Raw genomic sequence first — 647 nt, forward strand, 5'->3', positions numbered from 1 at the left:
AACACCGGCTTCAGCCCGGCTGAGGGCCTGAATAGCATCGAGGTCCGGCAGACCGACGTGGCCGGCAATGTGTCGGCGGCAACCAGCTTCAGCTTCACGCTCGACACGGCCGCCGCCGCGCCCGGCGTGGCGCTCGCCACCGACTCGGGCAGCAGCGCCAGCGATCACGTCACCAACGCCGGTACCCTGACCCTTGGCGGTGTCGAGAGCGGCGCGACGGTCGAGTACTCGACCGATGGCGGCTCTACATGGAACACCGGCTTCAGTCCGGCCGAGGGCCTGAATAGCGTCGAGGTCCGCCAGACCGACGTGGCCGGCAACGTGTCGGCGGCAACGGGCTTCAGCTTCACGCTCGACACGGCCGCCGCCGCGCCCGGGGTGGCGCTCGCCACCGACTCGGGCAGCAGCGCCAGCGACCACATCACCAATGCCGGCACGCTCAGCCTCAGTGGTGTGGAGAGCGGCGCGACCGTGCAGTACAGCGTCGATAACGGGGCTCACTGGACCAGCAGCTTCAGCGCCGTCGAAGGCGTGAACACCGTGCAGGTCCGGCAGACCGACGTGGCCGGCAACGTCTCGGCGGCAACCAGCTTCAGCTTCACGCTCGACACGTCGGCTGCGGCACCGGCGGTGGCGCTCGCCACCGA

Annotated in this window: 1 protein-coding gene; it reads left to right on the plus strand. The window is 69.9% G+C overall.

Annotation, left to right across the window (positions count from 1 at the left end; genetic code table 11):
• Positions 1-647 (plus strand): Ig-like domain-containing protein (locus SB772_RS39055; protein WP_410838397.1); only part of this gene is annotated, 647 nt, incomplete at both ends.

It is taken from the genome of Paraburkholderia sp. SIMBA_030, from assembly GCF_046535245.1.
In the GTDB taxonomy this organism is placed as follows: domain Bacteria; phylum Pseudomonadota; class Gammaproteobacteria; order Burkholderiales; family Burkholderiaceae; genus Paraburkholderia.